The sequence below is a fragment of the Vagococcus sp. QWL-13 genome (assembly GCF_058683555.1).
Map to the genome: position 1 here is coordinate 2,082,227 of NZ_CM178746.1, position 22,975 is coordinate 2,105,201.

Annotated in this window: 22 protein-coding genes; 8 read left to right on the plus strand and 14 right to left on the minus strand. The window is 37.9% G+C overall.

Annotation, left to right across the window (positions count from 1 at the left end):
• Positions 1 to 116: 116 nt before the first annotated feature.
• The 4 genes from AC4PHI_RS09640 to AC4PHI_RS09655 all read right to left on the minus strand — a co-directional run bounded on the left by AC4PHI_RS09640 (position 117) and on the right by AC4PHI_RS09655 (position 5,391).
• Positions 117 to 965: a VOC family protein gene (locus AC4PHI_RS09640; protein ID WP_492199696.1), complete on the minus strand. Its 849-nt coding sequence runs from the start codon at positions 963 to 965 to the stop codon at positions 117 to 119.
• 173 nt (positions 966 to 1,138) lie between these two features.
• Positions 1,139 to 2,989: an ABC transporter ATP-binding protein gene (locus AC4PHI_RS09645; protein WP_492199697.1), complete on the minus strand. Its 1,851-nt coding sequence runs from the start codon at positions 2,987 to 2,989 to the stop codon at positions 1,139 to 1,141.
• Entirely contained in the window at positions 2,989 to 4,710 is a 1,722-nt protein-coding gene (locus tag AC4PHI_RS09650) for an ABC transporter ATP-binding protein (protein WP_492199698.1), read from the minus strand. The genes AC4PHI_RS09645 and AC4PHI_RS09650 overlap by 1 nt, the downstream gene beginning before the upstream one ends.
• Complete coding sequence (locus AC4PHI_RS09655) at positions 4,711 to 5,391, minus strand: TetR/AcrR family transcriptional regulator (protein ID WP_492199699.1); 681 nt, start codon at positions 5,389 to 5,391, stop codon at positions 4,711 to 4,713.
• A gap of 325 nt (positions 5,392 to 5,716) precedes the next feature.
• On the opposite strand from AC4PHI_RS09655, the gene brnQ reads away from it, so the two are divergent.
• Positions 5,717 to 7,081 (plus strand): branched-chain amino acid transport system II carrier protein, encoded by a 1,365-nt coding sequence (gene brnQ, locus AC4PHI_RS09660; RefSeq protein ID WP_492199700.1) that lies wholly within the window; start codon positions 5,717 to 5,719, stop codon positions 7,079 to 7,081.
• 164 nt (positions 7,082 to 7,245) lie between these two features.
• Here brnQ and AC4PHI_RS09665 read toward each other — a convergent pair whose 3' ends face one another.
• Entirely contained in the window at positions 7,246 to 7,857 is a 612-nt protein-coding gene (locus AC4PHI_RS09665; RefSeq protein WP_492199701.1) for a DUF1054 family protein, read from the minus strand.
• A 411-nt stretch (positions 7,858 to 8,268) separates the two neighbouring features.
• Between AC4PHI_RS09665 and AC4PHI_RS09670 the strand changes: the two genes are divergently transcribed.
• On the plus strand, positions 8,269 to 9,591 hold the full coding sequence (locus AC4PHI_RS09670; RefSeq protein ID WP_492199702.1) for an ISL3 family transposase: 1,323 nt from the start codon (positions 8,269 to 8,271) through the stop codon (positions 9,589 to 9,591).
• 165 nt (positions 9,592 to 9,756) lie between these two features.
• Here AC4PHI_RS09670 and AC4PHI_RS09675 read toward each other — a convergent pair whose 3' ends face one another.
• The 9 genes from AC4PHI_RS09675 to AC4PHI_RS09715 form a co-directional block, all read right to left on the minus strand.
• On the minus strand, positions 9,757 to 10,695 hold the full coding sequence (locus AC4PHI_RS09675) for a hexose kinase (protein WP_492199703.1): 939 nt from the start codon (positions 10,693 to 10,695) through the stop codon (positions 9,757 to 9,759).
• 11 nt (positions 10,696 to 10,706) lie between these two features.
• Positions 10,707 to 11,699, minus strand: coding sequence for a tagatose-bisphosphate aldolase (lacD, locus tag AC4PHI_RS09680; protein WP_492199704.1), 993 nt, complete (start codon positions 11,697 to 11,699; stop codon positions 10,707 to 10,709).
• Between the two features lie 34 nt (positions 11,700 to 11,733).
• Entirely contained in the window at positions 11,734 to 12,891 is a 1,158-nt protein-coding gene (locus AC4PHI_RS09685) for an SIS domain-containing protein (protein ID WP_492199705.1), read from the minus strand.
• Between the two features lie 18 nt (positions 12,892 to 12,909).
• Positions 12,910 to 13,632 carry a GntR family transcriptional regulator gene (locus AC4PHI_RS09690; RefSeq protein WP_492199706.1) on the minus strand — a complete coding sequence of 241 codons (723 nt, stop codon included), beginning with the start codon at positions 13,630 to 13,632 and terminating at the stop codon, positions 12,910 to 12,912.
• A gap of 204 nt (positions 13,633 to 13,836) precedes the next feature.
• Positions 13,837 to 14,862 carry a PTS system mannose/fructose/sorbose family transporter subunit IID gene (locus AC4PHI_RS09695; protein ID WP_492199707.1) on the minus strand — a complete coding sequence of 342 codons (1,026 nt, stop codon included), beginning with the start codon at positions 14,860 to 14,862 and terminating at the stop codon, positions 13,837 to 13,839.
• Positions 14,852 to 15,655 (minus strand): PTS mannose/fructose/sorbose/N-acetylgalactosamine transporter subunit IIC, encoded by an 804-nt coding sequence (locus tag AC4PHI_RS09700; RefSeq protein ID WP_492199708.1) that lies wholly within the window; start codon positions 15,653 to 15,655, stop codon positions 14,852 to 14,854. The genes AC4PHI_RS09695 and AC4PHI_RS09700 overlap by 11 nt, the downstream gene beginning before the upstream one ends.
• An 11-nt stretch (positions 15,656 to 15,666) precedes the next feature.
• The gene (gene agaB, locus AC4PHI_RS09705; protein ID WP_492199709.1) at positions 15,667 to 16,146 is read right to left on the minus strand and encodes a PTS galactosamine transporter subunit IIB; all 480 of its coding nucleotides are present in this window, start codon (positions 16,144 to 16,146) and stop codon (positions 15,667 to 15,669) included.
• A 13-nt stretch (positions 16,147 to 16,159) separates the two neighbouring features.
• Entirely contained in the window at positions 16,160 to 16,435 is a 276-nt protein-coding gene (yajC, locus tag AC4PHI_RS09710) for a preprotein translocase subunit YajC (protein WP_492199710.1), read from the minus strand.
• Between the two features lie 2 nt (positions 16,436 to 16,437).
• Positions 16,438 to 16,869, minus strand: coding sequence for a PTS sugar transporter subunit IIA (locus AC4PHI_RS09715; protein WP_492199711.1), 432 nt, complete (start codon positions 16,867 to 16,869; stop codon positions 16,438 to 16,440).
• A gap of 427 nt (positions 16,870 to 17,296) precedes the next feature.
• Here AC4PHI_RS09715 and AC4PHI_RS09720 point away from each other — a divergent pair, with 427 nt between their 5' ends.
• From AC4PHI_RS09720 to AC4PHI_RS09745, 6 genes are all read left to right on the plus strand, one after another.
• Positions 17,297 to 18,838, plus strand: coding sequence for a MucBP domain-containing protein (locus AC4PHI_RS09720; protein ID WP_492199712.1), 1,542 nt, complete (start codon positions 17,297 to 17,299; stop codon positions 18,836 to 18,838).
• A 430-nt stretch (positions 18,839 to 19,268) separates the two neighbouring features.
• Positions 19,269 to 19,805 (plus strand): flavin reductase family protein, encoded by a 537-nt coding sequence (locus AC4PHI_RS09725; protein ID WP_492199713.1) that lies wholly within the window; start codon positions 19,269 to 19,271, stop codon positions 19,803 to 19,805.
• A 298-nt stretch (positions 19,806 to 20,103) separates the two neighbouring features.
• On the plus strand, positions 20,104 to 20,226 hold the full coding sequence (locus AC4PHI_RS09730; RefSeq protein WP_492199714.1) for a hypothetical protein: 123 nt from the start codon (positions 20,104 to 20,106) through the stop codon (positions 20,224 to 20,226).
• 92 nt (positions 20,227 to 20,318) lie between these two features.
• Entirely contained in the window at positions 20,319 to 21,101 is a 783-nt protein-coding gene (locus tag AC4PHI_RS09735) for an ABC-2 family transporter protein (protein ID WP_492199715.1), read from the plus strand.
• Positions 21,091 to 21,939, plus strand: coding sequence for an ABC-2 family transporter protein (locus tag AC4PHI_RS09740; protein WP_492199716.1), 849 nt, complete (start codon positions 21,091 to 21,093; stop codon positions 21,937 to 21,939). Before AC4PHI_RS09735 ends, AC4PHI_RS09740 begins: the two co-directional genes overlap by 11 nt.
• Positions 21,893 to 22,894: an ABC transporter ATP-binding protein gene (locus tag AC4PHI_RS09745; RefSeq protein ID WP_492199717.1), complete on the plus strand. Its 1,002-nt coding sequence runs from the start codon at positions 21,893 to 21,895 to the stop codon at positions 22,892 to 22,894. Before AC4PHI_RS09740 ends, AC4PHI_RS09745 begins: the two co-directional genes overlap by 47 nt.
• The last annotated feature ends 81 nt before the right edge of the window (positions 22,895 to 22,975 follow it).

Sequence of the window (22,975 nt, forward strand, 5' to 3'; positions counted from 1 at the left end):
CTTTCAATAAGTGATGGACAACAAAAAAACTGCAGAAGATGCAATCATCTTCTGCAGTTTCACCTGACACCGTTTAAATTTTCAGCAAATTAATTTTATAGACCTTTTTAGGAATTTTATTTTTCCGGCTTTACTCTAAACCAAACATGAATTCCGTTTGGATCATCAACTTGTAAAATCTTTTTTCCATTATTAAAGAAAAACTGATGGCCTGATGATTCCACATTCTCCTTTAAAGCCATTAAAGCCTCCATGCTTGCAAGCTGAAAAGAAATGTAGTCCAATCCCAGATGTTTGTCATCCAACGTGTCCACTTGGGCCCAATTGCTTAGGCTGAGATGGTGGTGATAACCACTCGCTGACAAGTAGGTCACGCTTCTGAAACGGTCGTCTTTGACATGAAAGCCTAAAATATTCTCATAAAATTTTCTGCTTTCTTCCAAATTAACCACATTCAACTGCACATGCCCCACTCTAGCTTCCGTTGTCAACGTTTCGTAAGGCTCATCCGTTTCTGCTAAAAGAGAATCCAAATCCAGAGGGGCATACTCCCAGGCAAGCGAATTTCCACCATTCTTATCCCAATAAATTTCAACAACATTAAACTCAGGGTCCCTAATAACGATTGATTCAGCGTATCCGTGATCTACTAATTCCAAAATCGGATAGTTGTTTTTTTCCAAATGCTGATAAATTTTACTCAATTTTTGTCTAGTTGGAACAACCAATCCCAAATGATTCAAGCCGTTGTGAGTGTATGGACTTGGCAGCCCGTCCGGTTGTTCAAGAAGGATCATTAGACTTTCTTTGGTCTCTTTGATACCTAAAAAGACCATGCCGTTTTCTTCGCTTAAAATATCAAATTTTAAAAGGCTTTGATAAAAATTTAACTGTTTTTCGATATCCTTTACTTTTAATGCTACCAATTCAACAGATGTCTCTTGATCGATGCGAAATTTTCCCATTATCAACTTCCCACGCTTTCCTATTGCTACACACATTATTCTAACATTGAATGAAAAAAAAGTGTAGAAATAACCACTCATTCTCATAGAAGTGTTTTTTAATACTATTAATAATACATAAAAAGGCAAGTATCTGCTTGATAAGTATAAGCAGATACTTGCCTTTATTTTTATTATACAGCTATCTCTTCAGAAAATTGACTGTTATATAAGTCCGCATAGAAACCATTCTTTTCCATCAATTCCTCATGGTTGCCGGTCTCAACAATTTCGCCGTGATTCATCACAATAATTTTATCAGCATCTCTAATAGTAGACAGTCTATGGGCGACAACAAAACTTGTCCGACCTTTCAGCAAGCGTCCCATCGCTGTTTGAATCAAACTCTCTGTCCTGGTGTCTACACTCGAGGTAGCTTCATCCAATATCAGAATTTCCGGATTTGCTAAAAATGCTCTGGCGATAGTCAGCAATTGACGTTGTCCTTGAGAAATATTGCTGGCTTCTTCATTTAAAATCGTTTGATAGCCTTCTGGCAAACGTCGAATAAATTCATCTGCGTGGGCTGCTTTAGCTGCCCGAATGATTTCTTCTTCAGTTGCATCTTTACGACCATAAGCGATGTTATCATAAATAGTCCCGGTAAACAGCCACGTATCCTGCAGCACCATCGAAAAACGACTCCGCAGTTCCTCACGGGAAATGTCCCGGATATCTCTGCCATCCAGCTTGATACTTCCGCCGCTGACATCATAAAATCTTTCTAAAAGATTGATTAATGTGGTTTTCCCTGCTCCTGTTGGTCCTACGATTGCAATCATATCTCCTTCAGGCACCGCTAGATTAAAATCAGTCATCAGCAGGTCTTCTGCTTCATAGCCAAATTGAACATGATCAAAAGTGATTTTATCCGGCGTGCTGATCGGTGTAATATTAGATTTCTCATGTGTCATTTCTTCCTCGTCCAACACTTCAAAAATACGCTCCGCAGAAGCAATAGTTGCTTGAATGGTATTCATCAAGTTTGCCATCTGAGTGATAGGCTGGGAAAACTGTGTGGTGTACTGCAAGAATGCTTGAACATTCCCCAGAGTCATGTTGCCATTTGCCACCTTGATGCCTCCCAGCACTGCAACAAAAACATAGCCTAGATTTTTAATAAAATTCATCAAGGGCATAATCATTGCCGAAATGAACTGGGCTTTCCAACCAACTTCAAAAAGAATTTTATTTTCTTTTTCAAACTCTGTGATTGACTCATCCTCGTAATTGAAAGCTTTGATAACTGTGTGCCCCGCATAAGTTTCTTCGATTTGGTCATTCAGCAGACCTAAACTTTTCTGCTGAGTGCTGAAAAACTTTTGTGATTTGGGTGCTACGATCATAACCACAACCAAACTCAAAGGAACAGTTAAAAGCGCCACTAATGTCAGCTGCCAGCTGATGGACAGCATCATCCACAAGATACCAAAGAATGTGACTACACTTGTCAGAAGTTGGGTCAAGCTCTGCTGCAAGGTCCCGGAAATATTATCCATATCATTGATTGCACGAGACATGATATCTCCATTGGAATGTGTATCGTAGTATTTTATAGGCACTTTATTCATTTTATCTTTCAAATCATTTCTCAACTGATACACAGTTTTTTGAGAAACTCTCGTCATGATTAATTGCTGGAGCAAACCCATCAATGCGGAAACCAAAAACATGACACCAACGGAAACTAAAATCGTTTTGACCGCATCAAAATCTATGGGCAGTTCTTTGAGCGGCTCTCCTTTTTGCATCATTATGAAACCTTTTTTGACACCTTCAAAAATTTCCGTCGTCGCTTCCCCAAGTCTCTTAGGTGCTCGGATTTGAAAGACAGTTCCCACGATGGCAAAGATAAAGACCGCTAAAACTGCATATATTTTGGAAGACATGTATCTCAGCAAGCGCTTAGTCGTTCCCCAGAAATTCTTAGCTTTTTCTGGCCTTCCTGACGACATTCTTCCTCTTGGTCCTGGTCCATGTGCCATTAGATTTCCTCCTCTCTCAATTGTGATTCAATGATTTCACGGTAGGTTTGATTCGTCTCTTTAAGTTCCGCGTGAGTTCCCTGACCAACGATCCGCCCGTCATCGATCACTAAAATCAAGTCTGCATCGACTACTGTGCTGATCCTCTGTGCCACAATCACGACCACAGCGTCTGTAATTTCTTTTAACAACGCCTGCCGCAACAGCTTGTCAGTTTTGAAGTCCAGTGCAGAAAAAGAATCATCAAAGACATAGACACTTGCTTCTTTCACCAAAGCTCTGGCAATGCACAATCTTTGACGCTGTCCGCCAGAAAAATTAGAACCGTTTTGTTCAACTTTACTGTCCAGACCTTCTTCTAATCCTGCCACAAAGTTTTTCGCTTGTGCAATCTCCAGTGCATGCCAAATTTCTTCATCAGTGGCGTTTTCTTTTCCGTATAGCATATTTTCCCTAATCGTTCCAACGAACAGTTTAGCTTGCTGGGGAACAAAACCGATACGGTCACGCAAATCTTTTTGAGACACTTTAGTGATATCATGTCCATCTAAAAGAATATTTCCCGCCTCAATGTTATAAAATCTGGGGATGAGATTCACCAATGTGGTTTTTCCTGAACCGGTCCCGCCGATAATGGCGACTGTCTGTCCTTGTTTCGCATCAAAGTTGACATCGTGCAATGCAAGTTTCTCTGCTCCTGCATAACGGTAATCCACATGATCAAATGTCAAGGAAGATTCTTCAGTTTCAGAAAATTGCTCCGGTGAAATCGGATCGATGATTTCCGGTACAGATTCCAATACTTCATTAATCCGTTTTGCTGATGCCTGACCTCTTGGAATAAAGACAAAAATCATAGTCATCATCATGAAACTCATTAAAATTTGTGTGGCATAAGTCATAAATGCCAAAAGATTTCCTATTTCTAAATTGCCTTCTGCAATATAATGACCGCCGACCCACACGATACCGATATTGGTCCCGCTCATAATCAACGTGACAATCGGAATCATCAGAGAAATAATTGAAAACACCTTGATTGCTGTATTCACATAATCTTTGTTTGCTTTATCAAAACGTTCAGCTTCATATTCAGAACGGTTGAAAGCCCGTATAACTCGGATACCCGTCAATCCTTCTCTAAAAACCAAGTTTAATTTGTCAGTTTTTTTCTGCAATGAACTGAACAACGGGACTGCAAAGAATAAAATCACGCCGATAAATACAATCAAAATCGGCAACACAAATAGAAAGATTCTTGTCAATTCCGCATCTTTTTGATATGCCAAAAAGCTAGCACCAAGTAATGTGATGGGAGCGTTGATCATGATTCTTAAAACCATTTGAGAAACCATTTGAATTTGGTTTACATCATTTGTAGTTCGTGTGATCAGGGAAGCTGTCCCAAATCTATCGAACTGCTCGTTTGTTGAATATTCGACTTTTTTGTAGATAGAAGAACGTAAATCTTTTCCCACCGTTTGTGCTTCACGGACAGCGAAAAAAGTATTTCCTACCGCAGCGATAATGCTGATAACGGACACACCGATCATGATGAAACCAATTTTCCAAATGTAATCAATGTCTCCTTTCGCTACACCGTTGTTGATGATATCCGAAGTAAGTGTAGGCAGATACAGATCGCTAATTACTTGAACGATCATGAATAAAATGGCGCCTATCGCTGACCAAGGCGACATCTTTTTTAAAATTTTTAACATCTAGTCAACCTCCCTGTTGATTTCTACTCCATTTTTTAACCAGCCTAATTTACGGTCAAACTCTATGACCGCCTCACGAGCCTGTTGTTTAGGAGGTAAATTTTCTTTGCGAAACGCCTGTACAACTGTAGAAAATAAAATGTGCAAAATCAAGTGCACCAATTCCTTTAGTTCCTCATCTGACTGGATACGCAAATTGGTCGTGTCTAAATCTTTAATGGAAATTCTGCCCGGACCTTTTTGGCTTTTAGGAAATTTCTCCATTCTCTGCGAATACTGATGCATTCTGACGTTAAATCCTCTTGAAACATGACGTACCACATGGTCATCCATGTTCAAAAACAACTGCCGGAAATATCCCACATATTCCCCTTCCAAGACTTCATGAATAAGAATTTTGAAATACTGGGTATAAGTTTCAAATAAATCCCCTTTAGTCTCCTCCAAAAGATGGGAAAAAGTTTCCATACTATTTCTTCTTAAAAAGTCAAAAAAATAGAGATACAGGTCTTCTATTCCGTCAAAATACTGATAAAAACTCCCTCTCGGTATGTCGGCAAGTTTTATAATGTTAGAAATAGAGGCTTCCCGAATTGAATGAACTGAAAATTCTTCTTTGGCAGCTGCCAATATTCTCGCTTTTTTTTCTTCAGGCAAACGAAAAAAAGTTTCCGTTGGCATTTTTCACACCTCCCATTTATGACACAATGTCATTTTATATGACAAGGTGTCATATTGCAAGACTTTTGTTTCAATATTTTTCCTGAAAATGTTGAAAAAATAGTTTATAAGCAGTATTCTTAGAGAGGTTGAGTGATTAACGTATTAGATTTTATGGGCTTGTTTGATTTTTTTTAAGCTAAAAAATTTCTGCTCATGTAAAATCTGCTGCTAAACAAACTATTCATCTGGATTAATGTCACTTTATTCAAAAAAATTAATTTCACAGCTGCTTTTAATAATGACTGTCTGTTAAACGAAAACTTTATACATGGAGGAAGACTATATGAAACGAAAACTTTCCTTGGCATCTTATCTGGCCGTAGGTTCTATGCTTTTTGGTCTCTTTTTTGGTGCAGGAAATTTGATTTTCCCAGTCTCAATGGGACAACTGGCTGGAAAAAATACCATCCCCGCCATGATTGGATTTATCATTACCGGTGTAGGGTTGCCATTTTTAGGCGTGATGGCGATCGGCTTTTCAAAAAGTACGGGACTTTTTGATTTAGCTTCAAAAGTATCGCCGAAATTTGCCGCCTTTTTCACGGTCGCTCTCTATCTTACGATTGGTCCCTTTTTTGCATTGCCAAGAACAGCAACCGTTTCTTTTGAAATTGGTTTGACTCCTTTTATCTCTGAAAAATGGTGGTCTTTGGGATTATTGATTTTCACCGCTGCATTTTTTATTCTCGCTTGGTTATTTGCTTTAAGACCTTCAAAAATCATGCTCTGGATCGGAAAAATTTTAAATCCCTTATTTTTAGTTTTTTTATCCGTTTTGATTATCAGTGCTTTCGTTTCACCCATGGGGACTGTCAATATCGGCACCCCGCAACAAAACTATGTCAATCAAGCGTTTATGACTGGATTTTTAGAAGGCTATAATACGATGGATATTTTGGCTTCACTGGCTTTTGGAATTATCGTCGTCCAAGCCATTAAAAATCTCGGGGTGACCTCGCCTAAAAAGATTGCAATAGATACATTGAAGTCAGGTGTTGTCACGATTATTTTAATGAGCATCATCTATGGCAGCTTGGCTTTGATCGGTGCAATGAGCTTAGGTCAACTTAATATCGCAGAAAACGGCGGACAAGCTCTGACTCAAATCGCTAATTTTTATTTTGGTTCATTTGGCACTGTCCTGCTGGCAATCATCGTCACTCTCGCATGTCTAAAAACAGCTATCGGTTTGATTACCGCATGTAGCGAAACTTTTCACCAGCTCTTCCCTAAAGTCAGCTACTTGAACTTTGTCCATCTGTTTAGCTTGACTGGCGGATTGATTGCAAATGTGGGCCTCTCATCAATTATTGAGTTTTCAATTCCAGTACTGATGTTCCTTTATCCCTTAGCCATTGTCTTGATTGTTTTAGCTTTTATTACTCCACTTTTCAAAAACAGTCAGATAGTCATGCAAGTAACGATGGGATTTACTGGTATCGCCGCCATCTTTGACGGGTTAAAAGCATTCTCATGGATCAATAACAGTAACCACTTCATTGCAAAACTACTGTTTAAATTTACTCAAACAATTAATGATATCCTGCCACTTTCAGAAATCAGTATGGGATGGATAGTGCCTTCACTGACAGGATTAGTTATTGGGATTTTTTGGAGCCAGTTCTCAGCAAAGAAAATCAATAGTTGAGCAACTAAAAATAGATGTGCTTTCTTATTTTTCTCTCAAAAATCAACTGCAAATCACTTTGAACTCCGTGATACTCCTTCAATTGCAGAAGCTAAAAAACTTCTCTGAGAAATTCTCAGAGAAGTTTTTTGTCAGTGATTAGCAAAATTTTAAAACTGTATAACCTATCCCCTTGCCGAAAAAGCTAACTCATAAAACGGTACAAGCTGCTTGTAAGTTTCAAGCATAAATTTTCTAGCAGCTTCATGGTCTGCCAGGATTTTGTCACCTTTTTTGATGATTCGTCCGACCATAAACTCTCCTTTTTTCACATCACGCCAGCGAATCAAAGCTTTTTCCAAATCTATTTTTGCTAAACTTTCCACGGTTTCTTTCGTATGATCCAAAGAAACCACAAAATCTTCAGGCAACTTTTTCAAAGACGATTGATTTTCTAAAAACAGCTGGGCCATTTCTTTTTCAAACTCCGGATTATCTATAAAACTTAGCCACATGCCGATGTATTGATCGTTAATCGTCAACTGAAAATGTGGAAATCTTTTATACCCTCTTTTATTTCCTCCCATGGCACTCCAAGTGCTTTCGGGAGCATGGGCGGTTCGACGGCGATGTTGGGCAATATGAACCAGCAATTTTTCACCTAATATCAGCTCCAGTTCTTGAACAAAATAGTCATCCAACTCCTGAAACTTTGGCTGAATCTCCGCTCTGATTGCCGACATCCGCTCTTCTAGACCGGTAATTTCAAACACAGCAAAACTTTCTTGAGAAAACATTGACTTGCACTCCTTTTAAACAATATCCACTTCACATTTTTCATTTTAAGTTCATTAAAACGAAAAATAAAAATTCTTATCTAATGATTATAACAAATTTATTTATGTTCAGCTAAAAAATACGAAATTAAAGACCTATTCTTTGAAAACATAGGCTGTCCACCAATATTATCACGTAAAGAAGATATACACTTCTCTTGACCTAATCAAAAATCTTTTAACCTGCCAACAATAAACAAAGCCGGAGCACAACATCCTCTCCGGCTTTGAAAATTGAAAATTTGGCTGTATAATTTTTGGTGTGGATGAAGAAATTCATTCACACCTATTTTGTTATTATAAAAATAGAAACATATGAACTTTCCAGTTAGAATGAAGTCGACTACTACCCATTCAGAAAGGAAGACTCATATGTCTCATCACCATTTTATACGAAGATCATTGAATTTAGAAGATAAAAATATCACTTTTGAAAAAGAAGTTTGTCAGGAGGTGACAATAAAAGGGCTGACGAGCTTGCTTTATTTCGCCACACTTAGCTATCGTCCCACTCACTGTCCTAATTGTGGTGCCCTTAACGAAGCTTTTTCTATTGTCAAAAATGGGTTCTTAACCTCTCGGTTAAAATGGTTGAGTATGTCACACCAACCAACCTTCATTCAATTGAAAAAACAGAGGTTCCTTTGTCGTGAGTGTCAAGCGACTTTTGTAGCCTCTTCTCCTGAAATTGAGACAGGGTGTTTTATTGCCAATAAAGTTAAACAGTCCATTGCCATTGAACTTCAGGATAATATTTCTATGAAGGACCTTGCCCGTCGCCACGGGGTTTCTCCTACAACCGCCACACGTATTTTAGTCCATCGGGGCAAGGAACATTTACCTGATTCTCAATTTTTACCTGAGAATCTTTGTTTTGATGAATTTAAATCAGTCAAACACGTCACGGACAAAATGAGTTTCATTTTTTGTGATGCTGTCACACGTAAGATTATCGATATTCTTCCCAATAGGCGACAGAAAACATTACGTACCTATTTTTCTCGCTACTCTCTTCAAGCACGTGCCAGTGTTAAAACAATTGTCATAGACATGAATGCTGCTTATTTTACGGTGATTCAGGAACTATTCCCGAATGCTAAAATAATCATTGACCGTTTTCATATCGTTCAGCTTATCTCACGTTCTCTTAACCAAACACGGGTAGATATTATGAAAAAATTCTTTGTGGGTAAGGGTGAAAAAATGAAAGACTATCGCAAGCTAAAACGATACTGGCGCTTGATGTTAAAATCAGCCAGTCACCTTAACTATCAAAACTATTCTTATCAGCGTTTATTCAAAAAGCCGATGCCTGAAACAGAAATTATAGATTATCTTCTTTCTCTTGATCCAACTTTAAAAGCGACTTATCAGCTCTATCAACACTTGCTTTATGATGCTCAAAACAATGATTTTGAGAGTTTTAAAGAAAATTTAGATGCTATGAAGCCTGAGGTTTCACTTTATATGCAAACCTCCGTAAAAACTCTCAAAAAACATTTGAATAGGATTGAAAATACCTTCAAGTATTCTTTTTCCAATGGCCCGCTTGAAGGGATTATCAATAAAATTAAAGTCATTAAACGCACTGCTTATGGCTATCGCAGCTTTTGGCACTTTAAGCATCGCATTCTTGTCAGTTTTAAACTGATGGAGCAAAAAGACAACCCCACTTGTTTAAGCGAAGTTGTCTAAATCTGTTATTAAATTGGGCTAAAATTCTAGCCATCCACATCATTTGACGAAGAGCCTGAAAATTTGGTAATGAAATTTTTCTAAATTTTATGCTGTCTATTAACTCCCAGTAAAAACTCTTATACCATTGGCTCATCACATAAATTTAAAAACTAGCCAATAGTTTTAAACTTTTGTAACTTTAATCAAATCAAAAATATCTTGAAAATTCGACGGGTCCACGTGCCCGGTTTTTTCTTCCATTGCATTCAACATTCCAAGAGCCATTGATGTTTTCAAAGTATCTTCCAAAGAAAGTTCCTTTGAAAGTCCAATCGCCAATCCTCCTACTGAAGCATCACCGCTGCCCACTGGATTGACAACATTGATTTTAGGAATAGACACATCATAGTAGGTCTCATGAAATTTGACAAACGCCCCTTGCCCGCCTAAAGAAATCACAATCAACGGAATGTTGGCGAACAATTCATTAGATAGAATCCGTTTGATATCATCCACATTTTCTTCATCGATTGTCTCATGAACGATTCCCTGAATTTCTTCCAGATTAGGTTTGATTGCATAAGGCATGCTCCCTGAAGCCAAAACAGTCGCCAAAGTACTGCCAGAAGTATCTAAAATGACTTTCTTCCCTTCCCCATGAGTTTTCCTGATGATATCTATGTAGACTTCAGGAGAAACGCCTTCGGGCAAGCTGCCTGAAATAGTGACCACATTTGCATCGCTCAGCAATTGACCAAACTGACTTAAAAAGCCCTCTGCTTCTTCAGCTAAAATGACTGGACCTTTCTCCAAAACTTCAGTCTGCTTTCCATCATCATGCAAAATAGCGATGCAGTTGCGTGTCTCTCCGCTGATTGGATAAAAATTCCCAGCAATCCCTTCGCTGCTCAGGTTTTCCTCAATATATCCACCCAAAGCTCCACCCAACAATCCTGTGGCTGTCACTTGATGACCCATTTGGTGGATCACCCGGGTAACATTCAACCCTTTGCCGCCAGCCGTTTTGCTGTAGTTGTCGCACCTGTTCACTGTGTCGATGTTAAGTTGATCTATCTTGTATGAAATATCCACAGATGGATTCATTGTAACTGTTAAAATCATCCTTACAGCTCCTAACTTAATTTCCCGTGCCAAGATTGGGCAGTACGGTACAGCACTTCATTTAATTCCTCAATGTTTATTTTCCCTTGAGTCTGGAGCCATTTTCTAGCGGCTTCTTCTCCTTCTCTGGCAAATACTGTCACGCCATCTTTCCACGTCGCTCTGCCGCATAAAACACCATTAAATGTAGAGCCTGCTTCGGCCGCAAACACCAATGTTTCTTGGAATAACTCAGCACTTACACCGGCACTTAAAAAGATGAATGGAAGATCTGATTTTTCGCTTTGTTCTTTGAAAAATCCTAGGGCTTCTTCGCGAGAATAAACAACTTCATCATCATTCTTTGCAAAACCTTCCACATAATTCATATTGACTGGTACTTCCATCTTTAAAACATCTACATGGTATTTTTCTTTCGAAAATTCTGCCATCATTTCGTTCACTTTATGAGGTTTTACTTTGGCGAACTCCACACTGGAATTATCTTCAATTTGAGCATCGTAGGAAAGCAATTCCAAATAAAAAGGAATATCTTCAGCCACACATTCAGAGCCGATTCGTTCCACAAAAGCGTGTTTCCGGTCATTGACAGCCTCTGATTCATCTACATCATAATACAGTAAAAACTTAACTGCATCTGCGCCTTGTTCCTTGATTCTCCGCACAGACATATCAGTAATCAAGTCAGGAAAACGTCCCGGCTCGGTGGCATCATAGCCTGTCTGTTCATAAGCTAGTAAAAGTCCTGCTTTTTCATCTTTGACTTTGGCTGCCGGCAAGCCGTATTCTGGATCAAGCAAAATTGAGGAAGCATAAGGTGTCAACTCTTCTGACACTAATTCCTTAAATTTCACAACTGCTTCATCTATGTTGCCGCTGTACTCTTCCTTTTTTAACATCTTCCTTAAAGCTCCACGCTGATCAATCGCCAGAGCAGCAATCACGCCTTCTTCAGTAGATAGTTGATTCATAAATTTTTTCTTTTGTTCTGTCAATGTTTTCACAAAAAATCCTCCTTTTAATGCTGGGACAACGATTCTATAACTCGTGGATAGTAACACCCTTAACGACTCTGTTTACTGTTCCTGTTGGCGAAGGTGTATCTGGTTTATTGCCCACTTTTACGGCTGTCAGAAGCGCAAAAATTTGAGCAATCATTACAAACGGCAACGCAGCAAAGCCATCCGGTAAAAGTTCGTCAGAGACCAATGTCAAACTCTCCCCTTCAAAAGAAGTGTCGTTTTGACCAATAGCAACCGTGTTGACAGCAATATCATTTTCTTTTATTTCATTTAAAATATCTTTATCATATTGCTGTGTGTAAGAATCATTGCTGACAAAAGTGAACACGATCGTTTTTTCATTGACAAATGATTTAGGTCCATGACGAAAACCCATTGAAGAATCAAACGCTGTGGTAACTTTTCCGGCTGTCAATTCCAACAATTTTAATTGTGCTTCTCTTGTTAATGCAGATAAGCTTCCGGAACCTAGATAAACAACTCTGTCAAATTTCAGATCGACTAGCTGCTGTATTTTATCCTCTAAATCAACAGCCTGATGTCCCATGGCAACCATGGCATCAACCAGTATTTTTTTCTCAGTATGCTCCTTGTCAAACGTCAACAAAGTAGTAAGTGTCATACATGAAAAACTTCCAGTCATGGCAAAGCCCTTATCGTTTGATAACTCCGGCATCAATAATAGGAATGAATTGGAAGACTGACGGCTATCTTTGGCCAGCTGTCCTTCAGGAGCACAGGTAATAATCAAGTGTCTTAAATCCTTGACTATTTTATTAGCCAATTCAATTGCAGCTACACTTTCAGGACTATTGCCGCTTCTTGCAAATGAAACCAGTATAGTCGGCTCATCTTCTTTTAAATAGTTGTGGGGAGCTGAGACAATATCCGTTGTAGGGATTGCTTCAAATTGATATTTTTTAGTATCACCAAACCGAATCAAATGGGGTCTTACTACATCTCCCACATAAGCAGACGTTCCTGCACCGGTAAAAATTATTCTGATTTTTTTGGATGCTTTCTCTTCGAATTCTTTTAAAAACACCGTTAGTTCTTCCTGGTGATTTTCATAAATTTCATAAGTTTCTTCCCATAATTCAGGTTGTTGTTTGATTTCATTCGCTGTAATTTTTCCGCCTACTTCATCAAGCTGTTCTTCGGTCCATTTCAACATAGTGTTGTCTCCTTCTTTCTATAGTCTATTGTGTAATATTTTATATCTAAACTGATCCGCCCGAGCCACACTCAGGGTGTACTCGATCACCTCATTAGAGATATTGTAAGTTTTTCTAATTAGATTCAGACTTGCTGCACCTTCTGGAATGTCTAACAACTTGGCATCTTTTGCATTTACCAGACTTGCATAAAATTCTTCTTCAGCATATTTGATTTTTTCTTTATAATCATCGCTGAAAATATCATACATCGGCTTTTGTTCCAGCCTTTCTGGTGTTAAGTCCGAAAATTTTTTATACGGCAGATATGAACGTTCCAGCATCATAGGTTGCCCATCTGCCAGCCTCAACCGTTTTATCTTGATGATTTTTTCCCCAGTGTAAATATCCAAATTAGTGCTGAAATATTTATTGGCTTCTCTTATGTCAAATTCTAAAATTTTCGTCTGAGGATTTTTTCCCAGTGATCTCATCTGCTCTGTAAAACTGTAAGTCCCCGTCAAGTTTAAAATACTGTCGGACACACTGGAAACAAACGTCCCTTTCCCATGTTTTTTATAAATATAGCCTAAATGCTCCAATTCTTGTAGAGCCAGCCGGACTGTTGTACGACTAACACCATATATCTCAGCTAACTCTCTTTCGGACGGGAGTAAGTCGTGAGGTTTAAGTTCTTTTTCAATCGTTTCCCTTATAGTATCTACCAGCTTCCCATATAAGGGCTGCTTCGCGTTTTTCATCTTTATCCTCCTTCCAACTAATACCAACTGGTTACAACCACTTATATTATTGCTTATTTTTTATGGAAAGTCAAATATTTTAAAGTATTTAGACATTTATTTTTATCCTTTTATTTGGAAACAATGAAAATTTTCCATACTAAAAATCCAGAAGAACACATCTTCTGGATTATATTGTTTTGATTAAATTCCATTGTCAAACGACTATGGCCAAATTGACGGCCAGATCCCGAATCCTGAACCTACCAGACCAATTATTAAAATCAGACCAATACATTTCAAAGGAGTCCATCCGCGTTTCGTCAATAAGAAATAAAGCATAACTGTAACCATCAACGGAATAGCCTGTGGTAAAATACCGTCAAGAATTTCCTGTATATCAACAAATACTTCTTTTTCCTGATATTGATTGAAGGTTACTTCATAGTCACCACTATCCAACACTGTTACGCTGGCACCATCTTGGAATTCCTCTGTAAGCGCCCCGTCATCATCTGCTTTATAAAGGAACTCATCGTATTTTGATACGTCTTGTTCGGAAGCAACGATTGTTGTCACTTGTCTGACTTCATTTGTTGTTCCATTAGGAATTTGCACATCCAGTTTTGTTGCGCCATACACAGAGATAAGTGAACCTACGATAAAAATACCTAAGATACTAGCTGCCCGAGTAAATTCCTTAGCATTTTCTGTCAAAATACCAATAGCATTTGTTCCCAGTTTGTAGGACCATTTCATTAAGAAAATACGAACCGCAAATTGCGCGATGTTAAAAATCAAAAGGAAAATAAACGGTGCGGCAATATTGCCGTTGATCGCCATATTAGAAGTAATCCCGGCAGTTATAGGCACTAGAGTAAACCAGAAAAGAGCATCCCCGATACCGCCTAAAGGTCCCATTGCAGCTACCCGTACCGCACGAATCGTCGGGATATCTGCTTTATTCTGCTCCATTGAAAGAATGATACCCATTACAAAAGTTACCAAGAACGGGTGAGTGTTGAAAAACTCCAAGTTATGACTCATAGATGCTGCTAAGTCGTCTTTATCTTTATGAATTTTTTTCAATCCTGGCAGGATTCCGTATAACCATCCAGCAGACTGCATTCTTTCATAGTTGAATGATGCTTGTAAAAAGAGCGAACGCCAAACCATCTTATTCAGTGTCTTATCGTCAAGCTGTTCAGCTGGTGTCAAATCTTTATAAGTTTCAGGTATATTATATGCCATCTTCTTCTCCTCCTTCACCACTGCTTACAGCAGACGTTTTAAATTTCGTTTGGATTTGGAAATCCCAATAAGCGATTGCAAAACCGATAAAGGCTAAAATAATCAATGCAGGTCCACTTAGTGAAGGTGAAGCCATGATGATTGTGGCCAATCCGAAACCGGCCAATAAAAAGCCCCAAAGATCTCTTGAAAGCATCACTTTCATCAGAATAGCAAACCCTACATAACGCATCATACCTCCAGCGGCGCCTAGACCACCCATCAGCCACTCTGGAATCACAGCAACGACTTGGGCACCGAAAGCAGCACCACCGATAAAGAACAATGTAACAATAATTCCAAAAATTAATCCTAATAATCCCATTGCTAAATAGTTGATTCGTTCAATACCTTTTGTGTTTGCTTCATGAGCATAGTTGTCTGCTACTGTCATCATAGGTGACATAAGTGAAAAAATCAGAGTAACGGCGTACTGTCCAAGTATAGAGAAAGGAATCGCCGTTGCAACTGCTGCGGTAGGTTCAAGTTTGAGCGTGATCGCTAAAACTGTTGCCATAATTCCTCCAATAACAGCATTCGGCGGCTGTGCTCCCCCGACTGGCATATTTCCGATAGTCATCAGTTGGTATGTACCCCCAACGACTAGTCCCGTTTGAACGTCTCCCAAAATTAGTCCGATAACTAATCCTGTAACAATTGGCTGGTAAAGTGATTCCAAGAAACTAAACTGGTCAATTGCAACAATGAAAGTAACAATAAAAATCAGCAGTACTTGTAAAATTGAATAATCCATTGTTTCTCCTCCTATTTAGTAAACAATTTAGACACGCTTTCCGGCGCGATTGATGGCACACGCTGAATCTCCAAGGCTACTCCTGAAGCTTCTAATTTTTTGAATGCTGCCACATCCGCATCATCGACCGCTACCGTTGTTGCTACCTGTCTCTTCCCCTCAGACATGTGCATATTGCCAATGTTGACTTTTTTTATTTCCACACCCCCTTCCACTAATCTCAAAGCATCCTGCGGACTTTCAACAATGATAAATATCTTTTGCCGATCAGCCGCCTTATGGATAATATCGATAGTTTTTTGAATTGAAAAATAACGAGTGGCTACCCCTGTCGGTGCTGCCATATCCATAAGTCCTTGACGTATTTTATCCTCGGAAACCTTGTCGTTTGCAACTAAGATAAGATTGGCACCGATAGAACTTGTCCACTGTGTGGCAACCTGTCCATGTATCAATCGGTTGTCAATTCGTGTTAACAAAATATTGGCCATGATTTTTCCTCCGTTAATTTAATATTTTTGAAATGGCATATCTGGAAACTTCCATGATTTGACCGGATTTTATTTTAATATCCACAGTCTCTTTATTAACTGCTGCTATTTCACCGTATATTGCATTTAAGATGATAACTTTTTTACCAACCCGCAAATTCTCATGAAGTGTCTTATAATATTTTTTCTGATTCTTCATATTTCTAAGATTAAATAAATAAACAATTCCAATAGTAATGATGATGATAATAATTAAAACAATTGATGAGTATAATATATTTTCCCACATACTTAGATACCATCTTCCTCAACAAGTTCGTCTTTCTCGCGAATTTCACCTTTTGAGATGCCTGCTTGCCCTGTTTCGATCAATTTTTCGATCACTTCTTCCAAATTGCTGTTTCCCAAACGAGTGCCCGCAAACTCCAGCAACACAGGAAGATTGGTTCCTGAAAGCACCTCCACTGTTTCAAACTTTCCTTTTACAAGCATTGAGATGTTAAAAGGTGTTCCGCCTAATAAATCTGTCATGATTATAATGCCAGAGCATTCTTTCTGCATGCTTTCAACGGAAGTAATCAGCTGGTTTTCATAGTCTTCCAATGAGCTTTGCTCAAGAAACGGCACCGCTTTCATTTCCGCTTGATTTCCCGCAATCATCTCAAGAGCATCCAGCAGACCTAAAGAAAATTCTCCGTGCCCAGTGATGACACATCCAATCATAAAAATCCCCCTCTCACTCTAATAGGTCGTAATAACCATCTGGTTACAACCACTTATAATATAACTTGTTTTCTTTTTTGTGTCAAGAATTTATATTTAAAACCTTTTACCATTGTGTTTTGTCATTGATAATTCACATAGAAACAATTTTAAAAAAGATGACAGAATTGATTTCCCTTTGATTAACACCAAAATATTAATAATTTAATCTACACATCTATTGTTATATTAAAATCTTTATGTGTGCTTATATGATACTTTGAAAATGATTGCCTAACAAAAAAATGCTTCTCTCCCGGGAGACGTTTTCAGAAAATAAATGATGATTTCAAAATTATTTCATGATATAATGTCCGCTGGTTTGAAAAAAATAAAAAAATCAAAAATTTAAAAAGAAAAACATTCTTTTTAATAATGGAGGGAATTTATGAAAAAAAACAGAAAAACTTGTGTCGCTACTTTATTAATATTGTTATTTTATGTGTTTATACCCAATATTAGCTTGGCAGTTAATATTGAGAGTGAAACTGATGCTAGACTGACCGTCTCGCACATTGATTACACGAATTTATCCGAACAGGAACAAGACCGTGTCACCTTGGATAAGTCTGAAACGGTAAAAGTCAATAACATCACACAAGAAGACACTTATTTAACAATTGTTTATAGTAAGAATGAATCTCTATCTCCACTAAATGAAACGGCTAAGACTTCTTTACAAAAATTACTGCCTAAAACAGGAATGAAAAATAATTTACTTCTGTTAATCGGCTTAATATTATTGTCTGTTAGTATGTGGATATTGCTAAAAAGAAAGCAGTTAAAAAAATCAAAAATTTTATTCTTTTTATTCCTTTTTGGAACAGGTCTATCCATTCCAGATTTGAATGACAGATTTTTTGCAGACACTGAATATCTTCTAGAAGATAAGACATTAACAGTGATTAAAGGTGAAAAATTTACCTATAATGTTCCTGAAATCGACGGTTATGAAAAAATCGGCTATATCTTGGATGAGAATAGCGAGGAACCTAGTATTCCTACACCCCCTGTTAAACATATAGGTAAGGTAGAAGTAAATTATTTTGATACTTCTGAGGAAAAAATCATTGAATCTTTCATCCTTGAAGGTGAAGTCGGCGAGTCTTACCAGACAGAACAAAAAGAATTCACTGGGTACGAGTTTCTTGAAACTGAAGGAGACGCTGTTTCGGGGGAATTTAAACCTGAAGATCAAACTGTCACTTACATCTATAAAAGGCAACAAGGCACTGTCACTGTCCACTATGTAGACGCCGGGGGCGAAAAGCTTTTAGAGTCTGTCGTGCTGACAGGGAATGTGAATGACACTTACCAGACTGAACAAAAAGAATTCTCTGGGTACGAGTTTGTTGAAACCCAAGGAGATGCTGTTTCAGGCGAGTTTAAACCTGAAGACCAAACTGTCACTTATATTTATAGTGAAGTCATAGGTAAGGTCAATATTATTTGCTATGATCAAAATAATATTGAAATCCACAGGGAACAAATTTCTGGACAGGTAGGTGCTGATTACAACATCGAGGCTCCATCTATTGCAGGTTACATTTTTGATGATGAAAAAATACCAGAGAACGCTAACGGAGTGTATACAAAAGAAGAAATTGATGTGGAATTTTTTTATACTCCGGAACAAGGGCAGATAGTTCAGATTACACATTTTGTTTACAGAGATCATCATAATAATAACATCATTATTGATGAAGGCTACTCTAAAATTGATCCTGATGGAGCATTTTACAACTATACTATAAATAGTATCCCAGATTACCTCATAGCGGATCTTAAAGTAGAAAACATTTCAGGGTTTCCGCTTCCTTATGAGATGAATATTTCTTCTAATGGGCAGCTTGCCACTTTCTCGGGACAATCAAAAGGTGATGTTATAATCAGGGTTTTTGTTGATTTAATAAAACAAGAAATTGACTAAGCTTTCTTATTTTCTATTTTTACTTGCTTTTTAGAAGAGAAACTACCGATACCAATGATTCGAATTTTATTTTAAAGGGACGTTGTTTTCCATCACCATTTAAGGTCACTCATATAATTGGTTTCATTTTTATTCTGCAGTTGTTTGAAGCAGACAGTTACTTTTCCAAAATGAAGATTAGTTATCTGTTTTAGTAAATTTTAAAATAGCCTTGTGCTTGCACCTATAAAAATTAGGATTTCAGATAGTTCAAAATTAATCTGACAAGACAAAAAATCAACAATCAGCGTATATCAGATGATATATGCTGATTTTTTGACGGCTTTCTATTCTTTTGCTTTCGGTGAGCTCAGATAAGAGTGATATTTTTGCAAAACTTTCTCTTCGTGTATATGGTAAAATAAGTGATAATAAAAGGAGTGTGGCTAAAATGAAACAAAAAATTCAAATTTGGGATCATGCAGGAGAAATTCTAAGCGCTGTTTCAAATGGTGTTCTTCTTACCACCAAGTCAAAAGATAAAGTAAATGCCATGACTGTTTCATGGGGAACTTTGGGAATTGAATGGTCAAAACCGATTTTCACAGTTTTTGTCCGTGAGCATCGTTTTACCCGTGAACTGCTGGAAGAAAATGGTGAATTCACCATCAACATACCCACAGGTAATTTTGATAAAAGAATTTTAAGTGTGTGCGGTAGAAAATCCGGACGCAATACTGACAAAATCAGTGATGCCAAGTTGACTCTAGTAGAACCAGAAAAAATTTCCGTCCCTGCCATTCGCGAGCTTCCTTTAACACTAGAATGTCGAGTGATTTATAAACAAAGACAAGATCCTCAAGCTATTACAGAAGATAATCAGACCAAGTATTATCCTCAAGAGGTAGAAAGTGATTTTCACGGATCAAACCGTGACTACCACACTGCCTATTACGGAGAAATACTTGCTGCTTACATAATTCAATAATCGCAAAATCCTTAAAACAAATGTTTGTTTTTTTGAGAAATCCATATTTAAAGGTCTTTCTGTTTCACGGCTGTTTTTCTTAACACACACTTATACTTACAAACGGTAACCTTCCACCTCTAAAGGAATCAGCAAACAACTTTTTGGTTGTCTGCTGATTTTTAGATGGATGATCTTCGAAAAGGTGACAATCTTTGGAATATCCAGCTTGCTTATCTATAAATAGTTGAGCCATTAATTGTCTTCAAGTTGGTAATATGCTATGATTATTTTATCTTATAACAACGAGGTGAAACACGTGTCCAGCTATCCAAGAATAGCCAAATACTTGATTATCGGTACACTAGCCAAATGCGGTATTTCAGCTGTACCTTATTTGAGTGCGTCTTTTTTTGATGGTACACGTGTCTTAATCGGCTAAAATAATTCTTTTCATAGAATTACTCCCGATGTGTGTATCTAGACGCATCGGTTTTTTTGCGTTCAAAATTCGATGAAAGGATGATTTCACTAATGTTTAAATCTTTTATAGTTACGATTAAAATTTCTTGCAAACAAGAATTCAGCGGCGGAATCGTACCGGTTATAAAAAAGCAATTACTTAATTACGTTTGGTTTTATTTTATGTGTCAGATATGGTTATTTATCGGACAAAACTCTGAGATGTCTTTGACCACCGCACAGTTGCTGACATACTCTCTTCTATCCACAGTTTTCAGACCGCAAATGGACATTATCAGTCCAGCGACGTCCTCATTGTGGGAAGGCTCTATTATTGGGAGATACACACGACCCATGCATGTTTTCTCCAGTTTTATAGCGGAAACAATTGGGAAAATTTGGATACCTACTTTTTTTACTCTTTCACTTCCCTTAATCATATTGGCTTCGATTATTGGAATAAACCCGTTGCCAGATTCTTTCTATACTGGAGTGATGGGTTTGATTAGTCTTTTGTTGTCAGCCAGCCTTGGCTTTGCAATGGATTTTATTTTTGCGGCTCTTGCCATGCATTTAAAAGATAAGTGTTGGGCTGCACTGCAAATTAGGGAGTCTTTGCTGAATCTTTTGACGGGTGCGGTGATTCCATTAAACTTGATGCCGCTGTCTGTGGGGAATTTTCTAAAACTTCTCCCCTTTGCTTCTCTTGCTAGTGTCCCTATAAATATCTATATGGGGATGACTGAGCCAGAGAATGCTTTGTTTTTACAATTGATTTGGAATATTCTTTTTTGGGTGATTGCCCACTTCGTCTATAAAAAAAGTGAAGAGGAGATGATTTCTTTTGGCGGCTAATTTTAAAACAGCAATTAGGCTGCTCAAACTCCATGCAAAAATGGACTTGCTTTGGTTTTTGAGAGAACCTTCATCGTTTTTTATTTATATTTTTTCAGAAACTATTTCCGCTCTTTCTGCTGTGGCAGGAGTCTTTCTGATTGCTACTCAATTTGGCGAAGGGGCAGGAATCAACAAAAACCAGATTATTTTTATGCTGGGTTACAGTCTTTTAGTTGATGGAGTTTATTGGCTATTTTTCCGGGGAAACAATATGGGGGAAATCAGCAGAATCATCGGACGAGGGCAACTAGACCACTGTATGATCCAACCGGTATCTTTACCGATTCAGCTTTTAACTAATGGCTTTGCTCCTGTTTCCAGCAGTCACATACTTCTTACAGGAATCATCGTGACTGTCTACGCGACATATCAATTAAAGCTAAAAGTTTCTATCTTCTGGTTGCTTTTATTAATTGGCTTTGTCTTATTGTCCATGCTGATTATTTTATCCTTAGTCTACATTTTTTCCGCCAGAGCTTTTTATTTTCCAGTGGCTTCAGAAGAAACAGCTGGCGAAGTTTTATCTTTCACAGCTATCAAAGTTTATCCTTTGAACGGCTTTCCAAAAATCATAAAAAATTTTTTGATTACTATTTTACCTATCGGACTTACTGCATGGTATCCCAGTATTCTTTTACTGAACGCTAACTCAGAGCAAGCAATCAAACTATCTTATGGAATTTTACCAACAGTCGCCAGCATATTCATAGTGATTGCTGTGTTACTTTTTAAGAAAGGACTACATTATTATGAAACAAACAGCAGCCCAAGATACTCCGGCTTTGGTCATCGATAAAGTTACAAAAACATACACGAAACTCCAACCAAAAAACAATTTAAAAGAGACACTTCTTTATTTTATGAAACCGCAAAAAATAATCACCACAGCACTTGATGATATTTCTGCGACTGTGAATAAGGGCGAATTTGTAGCATATGCCGGTGCTAACGGTGCCGGCAAGTCCACAACGATGAAACTATTATCGGGTATTCTGCAACCTAATAGTGGAAAGGTAGAAGTTTTAGGACTCGCCCCTTCTTTAAATCGGGTGGAGCTGATGAAAAAAATCGGTGTGCTCTTTGGACAGCGGACAGAACTTTGGTGGGATCAGCCAATCATCACCAGCTTTGAATGGAAAAAAACAGTGTGGGATATCCCAGATGAGATATATCGTTTAAATTTGGAAATGGTCACTGACCTGCTTGATTTAGGTCCTCTGATGAATACTTTTTCAAGAGAACTTAGTCTCGGACAGCGTATGAGAGCAGATTTGGGGATGCTTCTGCTTCACAGCCCAGAAATTATTTTTTTAGATGAACCTACTCTTGGACTAGATGTTCTGGCAAAACGGCAAATGATTGCTTTTTTGAAAGAGTTGAATGCAGAAAAAAAGACCACTATTTTAGTGACCAGCCATGATATGAGTGATTTGGAAGAGATGGCTCAAAGAATTATTTTATTATCCAAGGGGAAAATTATTTTTGATGGGGATTTCCACCAGCTTCGAGATGTCCGTGGAAGTATTTCTGAAATACATATCGAAGTAGCGAAAACACCTCCAGTGATGGACTCCCTGAAACTCCTTAAAAGTAATGGTCAGAAACACGTTTATTCCATTGTGGATGGGGACATCCCCCTTAATCAAATATTATTTGAATTGTCTAAAATCGGCGATATCAATAATTTGGAAATTCGTAAAACATCTATTGAAGACATCATTGCTGCGCTGTATACGGAATTACGCGGGTGAGCGGGTTAATTAGGAAAGGTTGTATAGTTTTGGTGTGGACGAAGAAATTCATTCACACCTATTTTACTAATGACTTTAGTC

Bases quoted from the DNA above. Each gene is read 5' to 3' on its own strand.
- AC4PHI_RS09695 (WP_492199707.1), bottom strand. From the start codon at position 14,862: ATGGCATATAATATACCTGAAACTTATAAAGATTTGACACCAGCTGAA.
- AC4PHI_RS09735 (WP_492199715.1), top strand. From the start codon at position 20,319: ATGTTTAAATCTTTTATAGTTACGATTAAAATTTCTTGCAAACAAGAA.
- AC4PHI_RS09655 (WP_492199699.1), bottom strand. From the start codon at position 5,391: ATGCCAACGGAAACTTTTTTTCGTTTGCCTGAAGAAAAAAAAGCGAGA.
- AC4PHI_RS09715 (WP_492199711.1), bottom strand. From the start codon at position 16,869: ATGATTGGATGTGTCATCACTGGGCACGGAGAATTTTCTTTAGGTCTG.
- AC4PHI_RS09690 (WP_492199706.1), bottom strand. From the start codon at position 13,632: ATGAAAAACGCGAAGCAGCCCTTATATGGGAAGCTGGTAGATACTATA.
- AC4PHI_RS09665 (WP_492199701.1), bottom strand. From the start codon at position 7,857: ATGTTTTCTCAAGAAAGTTTTGCTGTGTTTGAAATTACCGGTCTAGAA.
- AC4PHI_RS09650 (WP_492199698.1), bottom strand. From the start codon at position 4,710: ATGTTAAAAATTTTAAAAAAGATGTCGCCTTGGTCAGCGATAGGCGCC.
- brnQ (WP_492199700.1), top strand. From the start codon at position 5,717: ATGAAACGAAAACTTTCCTTGGCATCTTATCTGGCCGTAGGTTCTATG.
- agaB (WP_492199709.1), bottom strand. From the start codon at position 16,146: ATGGCCAATATTTTGTTAACACGAATTGACAACCGATTGATACATGGA.
- AC4PHI_RS09745 (WP_492199717.1), top strand. From the start codon at position 21,893: ATGAAACAAACAGCAGCCCAAGATACTCCGGCTTTGGTCATCGATAAA.
- AC4PHI_RS09645 (WP_492199697.1), bottom strand. From the start codon at position 2,989: ATGGCACATGGACCAGGACCAAGAGGAAGAATGTCGTCAGGAAGGCCA.
- AC4PHI_RS09640 (WP_492199696.1), bottom strand. From the start codon at position 965: ATGGGAAAATTTCGCATCGATCAAGAGACATCTGTTGAATTGGTAGCA.
- AC4PHI_RS09675 (WP_492199703.1), bottom strand. From the start codon at position 10,695: ATGATTTTAACAGTTACAATGAATCCATCTGTGGATATTTCATACAAG.
- AC4PHI_RS09670 (WP_492199702.1), top strand. From the start codon at position 8,269: ATGTCTCATCACCATTTTATACGAAGATCATTGAATTTAGAAGATAAA.
- yajC (WP_492199710.1), bottom strand. From the start codon at position 16,435: ATGTGGGAAAATATATTATACTCATCAATTGTTTTAATTATTATCATC.
- AC4PHI_RS09685 (WP_492199705.1), bottom strand. From the start codon at position 12,891: ATGTTGAAATGGACCGAAGAACAGCTTGATGAAGTAGGCGGAAAAATT.
- AC4PHI_RS09700 (WP_492199708.1), bottom strand. From the start codon at position 15,655: ATGGATTATTCAATTTTACAAGTACTGCTGATTTTTATTGTTACTTTC.
- AC4PHI_RS09725 (WP_492199713.1), top strand. From the start codon at position 19,269: ATGAAACAAAAAATTCAAATTTGGGATCATGCAGGAGAAATTCTAAGC.
- AC4PHI_RS09720 (WP_492199712.1), top strand. From the start codon at position 17,297: ATGAAAAAAAACAGAAAAACTTGTGTCGCTACTTTATTAATATTGTTA.